Here is a 6,860-nt window from a genome sequence, read left to right as displayed (position 1 = left end):
ACCGGCGTTAAGCCGCGCGGGCGGTGGGCTCCCGCAGCGTCAGGAATAGACTCCGCAGCACGGTCGCAGACTGGGGCGCCGGTCTCGCATGGCGCGGCGCGGGCGGGCACGGCCGGGACCTGTGGGGAGCCGTCGCCCAGGCGTTCGCCGGCCGGCGAGGCCGGGTGACGCTGCCGTGGTGGTCTTGGTGTCTTGGTGGTTTTCCCCGGCACCGACGGCGGATGGTCACCACGGAGACACAAAGGACACAGAGCGACCGGCGTTAAGCCGCGCGGGCGGTGGGCTCCCGCAGCGTCAGGAATAGACTCCGAAGCGGGCCCTCCGGTAGTCGCGCGGGTCTCGCAGGGCTCGGCGTGGGCGGATCATTGCCGAGACGATTTCTGCTGCGTCCAGGGTTTCGCCATCGGGCGAGATCGGTTCATCCTGGGCGCCGCCGGGCGTGGGCCAACAGGGCGGTGATGGCCGCCGGGGTCACACCGGGCAGGCGGGCCGCCGCGCCGATGGTGGCCGGGCGGGCCTGCGCCAGCCGCTGGCGCACCTCCGCCGACAGGCTGCCGATGGCGCCGTAGTCCAGATTGTCCGGCAGGGCCAGGGCCTCGTCGCGGCGGTGGGCCTCGATGTCGCGCTCCATGCGCGCCAGGTAGCGGTCGTAGCGGGCGGCGACCTCGATGTGCGGGGCGATGTCCGGGTCGATCGTCGCCAGCTCCGGCCACAGGGTGGACAGGCGCTCCAGGGTGACGTCCGGCTGGGCCAACAGGTCGAGGGCCGTGCGCCGCTGGCCGTCCTGCTTCACCGGCCAGCCGGCGCGGGCCAGTTCGGCTGGGGTCCGGGACAGGGCGCGGGTCAGGGTCTCGGCACGGGCCAGGCGGTCGCGCTTGGCCGCCCAGGCGCGGGCGCGCGCCGGGCCGACCACGCCCACGGCCAGGCCGTGGTCGGTCAGCCGCTGGTCGGCGTTGTCGGCGCGCAGGCGCAGGCGGTACTCGGCGCGGCTGGTGAACATGCGGTAGGGCTCCGGCGCGCCGCGCGTCACCAGGTCGTCGATCATGACGCCGAGGTATCCTTCGGCGCGGTCAACAGTGAAGGTCGGCGGCGGCGCGTCCGGGGCGGCGCCGGTCCCCCCCTGCCCCGCCCTGAGCGCGGCGTTGACGCCGGCCAGCAGGCCGAGCGCCCCGGCCTCCTCGTAGCCGGTGGTGCCGTTGATCTGCCCGGCCAGGAACAGCCCGGGCACGGCGGCCACCTCCAGCGTCGGGCGCAGCACGCGGGGGTCGACCGCGTCGTATTCGATGGCGTAGCCGGGCTGCAGGATGGTGGCGCGCTCCAGGCCGGGGAGGGTGGCCAGAAAGGCGGCCTGCACATCGGCGGGCAGGCTGGTGGACAGGCCGTTCGGGTAGACCGTGGGGTCGTCCAGCCCCTCGGGCTCAAGAAAGACCTGGTGCCGGTCGCGGTCGGCGAAGCGGACGATCTTGTCCTCGATGCTGGGGCAATAGCGCGGGCCGATGCCCTCGATGGCGCCGCCGAATAGGGCCGAGCGGTGCAGGTTGTCGCGGATGACGGTGTGGGTGGCCGGGGTCGTGGCGGTGATGTGGCAGGGGATCTGCGGGACGGTGATGCGGTCGGTGAGCGTGGAGAAGGGTTCCGGCGGGTCGTCGCCGGGCTGCTCATCGAGGCGGCTCCAGTCGATGGTGCGACCGTCCAGGCGGGCGGGCGTGCCGGTCTTCAGGCGGGCCAGCGGCAGGCCGAGCCGGGCCAGGGCGGCCGACAGGCCGTCGGCCGGCGGGTCGCCGACGCGACCGCCGGGGGTGCGATCATCGCCGCGATGCATCAGCCCGCGCAGGAAGGTGCCGGTGGTCAGCACGACGGCGCCGGCCCGGAGTTCGGTGCCGTCGGCAAGGACGATGCCGGTGACGAGGCGGCGGCCGTCCGGGGTGGTCTCGACGATCAGGTCCTCGACGGCGCCCTCGACGACGGACAGGTTGGGTGTCTCGGCCAGCAGGGCCTGCACGGCGTGGCGGTACAGCCGCCGGTCGGCCTGGGCGCGCGGGCCGCGCACGGCCGGCCCCTTGGAGCGGTTGAGCACGCGGAACTGGATGCCCGCACGGTCGATGGCCCGGGCCATGAGGCCGTCCAGGGCGTCGATCTCGCGCGCGAGATGGCCCTTCCCCAGGCCGCCGATGGCCGGGTTGCACGACAGGGCGCCGATGGTCGCCCGGGCATGGGTGACCAGGATCGTGCGCGCCCCCATCCGGGCGGCGGCGGCCGCGGCCTCGGTGCCGGCATGGCCTCCACCGACGACGAGGACGTCGTTCGCACATCGGGCGGCTGCGGCCGGGGTCAGGACGTGGTCGGCAAGGGGGTCTTCGGGCAAGGGGGCCGTCGTCATGGCGGTGGCAGGACCCGGGGCGGTGGAGCGTGGCGAGTGAATGGAACATCGGCATGGCGCCGTGGGGCGTCAAGCGGGAGCGACGGGGAAGGGTGTTTCACGTGAAACAAGGCGGTTGCTGGATGGCGTCGGCCGGTGTGTGTTTCACGTGAAACATCGAGACCGAGTGACGGTGTCGTGGCGATTCTGGTGGCTTGGTGGCCCGGCCTCGTTGGCTGATTTTCACCACAAAGGCACAAAGGACACCAAGCGATCGGCGTCAAACCGCGCGGGCGGCGTGCTTTCGCAGCGTCAGGGATAGACTCCGAAGCAGGGCCGCAGACTGGGGCGCGGGTCTCGCAGGGCTCGGCGGGGCGGGCACGGCCGGGAATTGTGATGAGCCGTCGCCCAGGCGTTCGCCGGCCGGCGAGGCTGGGTGACGCTGCCTTGGTGGTCTTGGTGTCTTGGTGGTTCATCCCTGCGACGGTGGCAAATTCGAACCACCAAGACACAAGGGACACCAAGCGATCGGCGTCAAACCGTGCGGGCGGCGTGCTCCTGCAGCATCAGGAACAGGGTCCGAAGCAAGCCCTCCGGCTGGCTCGCCGTCACCGCGTGGCGCGGCGGGCCGGAAACCACCTGGGAAGACACTGTCGCGTCGCCCAGGCGTTCGCCGGCCGGCGAGGCTGGGTGACGCCGTCTTGGTGGTCTTGGTGTCTTGGTGGTGAAATTGGGCGTTGGCCGCTGTGCTGAAGCGGACCCCGGCCACCAAGCCTGCCGGGGCGATCCGGGCCATCCACGTCGCCACCGCTGTTTCACGTGAAACATTCCTGCCCTGCTCGGCTCTGTTTCACGTGAAACACGCCCGTGTCCCTCACCCGCCAGGCAGAAGAACGGTCGACCCCGTCGTCTTGCGCGCCTCCAGGTCGCGCTGCGCCTGAGCGGCGTCCTTCAAGGCATAGGTCTGGTTCACCGCGATCCGCACCGCGCCCGAGGCCACGACCGCGAACAGATCGTCGGCCATCGCCGCCAGTTCCGCCCGCGTCGCGGCGTAGTGCATCAGCGTCGGCCGCGTCAGGAACAGCGAGCCCTTGGCGCTCAGCGTCAGCGGCGACACATCCGGCACCGGCCCCGAGGCGTTGCCGTAGGTGACCATCATCCCCAGCCGCGCGAGGCAGTCCAGCGAGCCGCCGAACACGTCCTTGCCGACGCCGTCGTAGACCACAGGCACCCCGGCCCCGTTTGTGATCTCCTTGACCCGGGCGACGAAGTCCTCGTCCCGGTACAGAATCGTGTGGTCGCAGCCGTGCGCCCGGGCCAGTTCGGCCTTCGCCGGCGAGCCAACCGTGCCGATGACGGTGGCCCCCAGGTGCTTAAGCCACTGGCTGGCGATCAGCCCGACCCCGCCGGCGGCGGCATGGAACAGCACCGTCATGCCCGGCTCCACCCGAAACAGACGACGGATCAGGTATTGCGCCGTCAGCCCCTGCAGCATCATGGCGGCGGCCGTGCGGTCATCGATGGCGTCCGGCAGGCGCAGCAGCGTGTCCGGCGCCATCACCCGCGCCTCGCTGTATGCGCCCAGCGGCCCGGTGCCATAGGCCACCCGGTCGCCCTCGGCCCAGCCCGTCACCCCCTGCCCCACGGCCTCGATCACGCCGGCCGCCTCCAACCCCAGGCCCGACGGCAGCGTCACCGGGTACAGCCCGGAGCGGTGATAGGTGTCGATGTAGTTCAGCCCGACGGCGGTGTGCCGGACCCGCACCTGCCCCGGGCCGGGATCCCCGACCTCGACCGACTCCCACGACAGCACCTCGGGGCCGCCGGTCTGGTGAATGCGGATGGCGTGAACGGACGACATGGCGGGGGCTCCTGTAACGTGACGGATTGCCCGCGAAACCTATCACGCCGCCAGGCGGGCGGCGAGATCGTCGGCCGCGGTCACCGGCGCCGAGCACACCGGCCCCCGGCACACATAGGCCGTTGGCCGGTCGTCCACCATCGCCTTGCCGTGCGCCGGGTGATCCGGTGGCAGAGTCTGCTCGGGCCGCAGGCGGGTCACCACCAGACCCGGCGCCGCGCTCTCGCCCACCGCCCGCGCCAGGGCGCGGGTCGCGTCGGCGTCCGCCGGCCCCACCAGCACCACCTGTGTGCCGCCCTCCAGCAGCTCCAGCGCCTCCAGCAGTGTCGCCGAGTGCGGGTAGAGCCGCGCCAGAATGCCGCCGAAGGCCCGCACCGTGCCCTCGGCCAAATCGCGATACCGCCCCTCCCCGGTCAGCAGCCACAGCCGGGCCAGCGCGACCGCCATGGCGCCGTTGCCCGAGGGCGTCGGGTTGTCCACCGCCGTCTTGTGGCGCACGATCAGGTCGTCGGCGTCGGCCGCCGTCAGGAAAAACCCGCCGGCCTCGGCGTCCTGGTACAGGGCGGCGGCGGTCTCGACCCACGTGCGGGCGCGGTCCAGATACGCCCCCTCCCCCGTCGCCTCGAACAGCGCCAGCGCGGCCAGCGCCATGTGGCCATAGTCATCGACCACCGCCGTCCGCTTCAGCTTGCCCAGCCGCCAGGCGTGCCCCAGCCGTGCCCGGCCGGCGTCGTCGGTCCAGGTCATGGTGTCGACGACGGCCTGGAACGCCTCGGCCGCCCGCGCCAGCCAGTCCGGCCGGTCGAAGGCCAGCCCGGCCCGCACCAGGGCGGCGATGGTCAGGCCGGTCCAGTCGGCGAGGACCTTATCGTCGCGCGCCGGGCGCACGCGGCTCTCGCGCGCGGCCAGCAGGCGGGCGCGGGCCGACGCCAGCCGGTCCTCGGTCTCCTCGGACGGCTCCGGTTGGGCGCCGGACCGGTTCAGGATCACCGTGCCCTCCCAGTTACCGGCCGGTGCCACATCATAGGCCGCCTTGACCAGCGCCAGCGTCTCCGGGTCGTCGCCCAGTACGGCGTCGATCTCGTCGGCCGTCCAGACGTAGAACTTGCCCTCCTCGCCCTCGCTGTCGGCGTCCAGCGCGGCGGCGAAGGCGCCGTTCTCCGCCCGCATCTCCCGCTCCAGCCAGGCGACCGTCTCCTCGACCCGTGTGCGCCACAGTGGCGCCCGGTCGGCGGTCCATACCCGGGTCAGCAGGTCGATCCACTGGGCGTTGTCGTACAGCATCTTTTCGAAGTGCGGCACCAGCCAGGTCTCGTCGGTCGAATACCGCGCCAGCCCGCCGCCCAGGTGGTCCCAGATGCCGCCCTGGGCCATGCGGTGCAGGGTGCGGCGGACGGCCTCGCCCAGGGGCGCCTCGCCGGTGCGCCGGTGCGCCCGCCACAGGGCGGCGAAGGCATAGGCCATGGGGAACTTCGGTGCCCCCTGAAGCCCGCCGTGCACCGGGTCCACATGCCCGGCCAGCGCCCGCGCCCAGGCGTCCAGATCGGCGGTGTTGGGCAGCGGCGCATCGTCGCCGCCGGCGCTGGCACTCTGGTCCAGCGCCTGCCGCAGGCTGGCGGCGGCGCGGGCGACCTGCCCGTCGCCGGCGTGGTAGACCTCGGACACCCGGCGCAACACCTGCGGGAAGCCCATGCGGCCGTAGCGCGGCTCCGGCGGGAAGTAGGTGCCGCCGGTGAACGGCGTGCCGTCCGGCATCAGGAACATCGTCAGCGGCCAGCCGGTCTGCTCCCCCATCATCGACAGCGCCGTCATGTAGACGGCGTCCACGTCGGGCCGTTCCTCCCGGTCCACCTTGATGTTGACGAACAGGTCGTTCATCAGCGCGGCGATGTCCGGGTTCTCGAAACTCTCATGCGCCATGACGTGGCACCAATGACAGGCGGCGTAACCGACCGACAGCAGGATCGGCTTGTTCCCGGTGGTGGCGGCGGCCAGGGCCTCCGGCCCCCAGGCCCACCAGTGCACCGGGTTGTCCTTGTGCTGCAGCAGGTAGGGGCTGGTCTCGTCGCCCAGGCGGTTGCGGCTCATGACGGGTCCTCATTGCCTTTGACACACGGGGCCGGGGGGTCGACGCGGATTTGACTCCCCGGGCGCTGTGGATAAGGTTGGACCGCAGACCACCGGACGCAACCGGTGGCCGGCCGGGCGGCTACCCCGCAGGAAGGAGGACCCCATGAAACTGCACATCGACGTCGACTGCACGCCCGAGGAGGCGCGCGTTTTCCTCGGCCTGCCGGATGTGCAGCCGATGCAGGGGGCCCTGATGGCCCAGCTTCAGGAGCGGCTGGAGGCCAATCTGGCGGCCACCGACCCGGAGGTGCTGTTCAGGACATGGCTGCCGGCGCAGATCGGCAACCTGGAGCAGTTGCAAAAGTTCTTCTGGCAGCAGTTCGCCCACGCCGCCAGCCGCGCCACCGGCGGGGGCGGCGGGAGTTCCGAGCGGGAGTGATCGGCCCTTGGGAGTGCTCCGCTCCCGCCGCACCGCTCTTGACGTCACACGTCTTCACCCCCAATTCCGCAGTTGGGTAACCCGGGCAAAAGTCCGGGCAGCGGGACTCATAATTGGTTGCGCGCGAATCT

Annotated in this window: 4 protein-coding genes; 1 reads left to right on the top strand and 3 read right to left on the bottom strand. The window is 72.0% G+C overall.

Annotated features, from left to right (window positions below):
• Positions 1-418 precede the first annotated feature (418 nt).
• The 3 genes from mnmG to Q0309_RS14390 all read right to left on the bottom strand — a co-directional run bounded on the left by mnmG (position 419) and on the right by Q0309_RS14390 (position 6,308).
• Positions 419-2,380: a tRNA uridine-5-carboxymethylaminomethyl(34) synthesis enzyme MnmG gene (gene mnmG, locus Q0309_RS14400; RefSeq protein ID WP_299442540.1), complete on the bottom strand. Its 1,962-nt coding sequence runs from the start codon at positions 2,378-2,380 to the stop codon at positions 419-421.
• Positions 2,381-3,233: 853 nt separating this feature from the next.
• Positions 3,234-4,220, bottom strand: coding sequence for a quinone oxidoreductase (locus Q0309_RS14395; protein WP_299442537.1), 987 nt, complete (start codon positions 4,218-4,220; stop codon positions 3,234-3,236).
• Between the two features lie 42 nt (positions 4,221-4,262).
• On the bottom strand, positions 4,263-6,308 hold the full coding sequence (locus Q0309_RS14390; RefSeq protein WP_299442534.1) for a thioredoxin domain-containing protein: 2,046 nt from the start codon (positions 6,306-6,308) through the stop codon (positions 4,263-4,265).
• A 145-nt stretch (positions 6,309-6,453) separates the two neighbouring features.
• On the opposite strand from Q0309_RS14390, the gene Q0309_RS14385 reads away from it, so the two are divergent.
• Positions 6,454-6,729 carry a DUF6489 family protein gene (locus Q0309_RS14385; RefSeq protein ID WP_299442531.1) on the top strand — a complete coding sequence of 92 codons (276 nt, stop codon included), beginning with the start codon at positions 6,454-6,456 and terminating at the stop codon, positions 6,727-6,729.
• Positions 6,730-6,860 lie beyond the last annotated feature (131 nt).

It is taken from the genome of uncultured Rhodospira sp. (assembly GCF_937138205.1).
Taxonomy (GTDB): domain Bacteria; phylum Pseudomonadota; class Alphaproteobacteria; order Rhodospirillales; family Rhodospirillaceae; genus Rhodospira.
This window is presented reverse-complemented; position numbering and strand designations above follow the sequence as displayed.

Bases quoted from the DNA above. Each gene is read 5' to 3' on its own strand.
- mnmG (WP_299442540.1), bottom strand. From the start codon at position 2,380: ATGACGACGGCCCCCTTGCCCGAAGACCCCCTTGCCGACCACGTCCTG.
- Q0309_RS14395 (WP_299442537.1), bottom strand. From the start codon at position 4,220: ATGTCGTCCGTTCACGCCATCCGCATTCACCAGACCGGCGGCCCCGAG.
- Q0309_RS14390 (WP_299442534.1), bottom strand. From the start codon at position 6,308: ATGAGCCGCAACCGCCTGGGCGACGAGACCAGCCCCTACCTGCTGCAG.
- Q0309_RS14385 (WP_299442531.1), top strand. From the start codon at position 6,454: ATGAAACTGCACATCGACGTCGACTGCACGCCCGAGGAGGCGCGCGTT.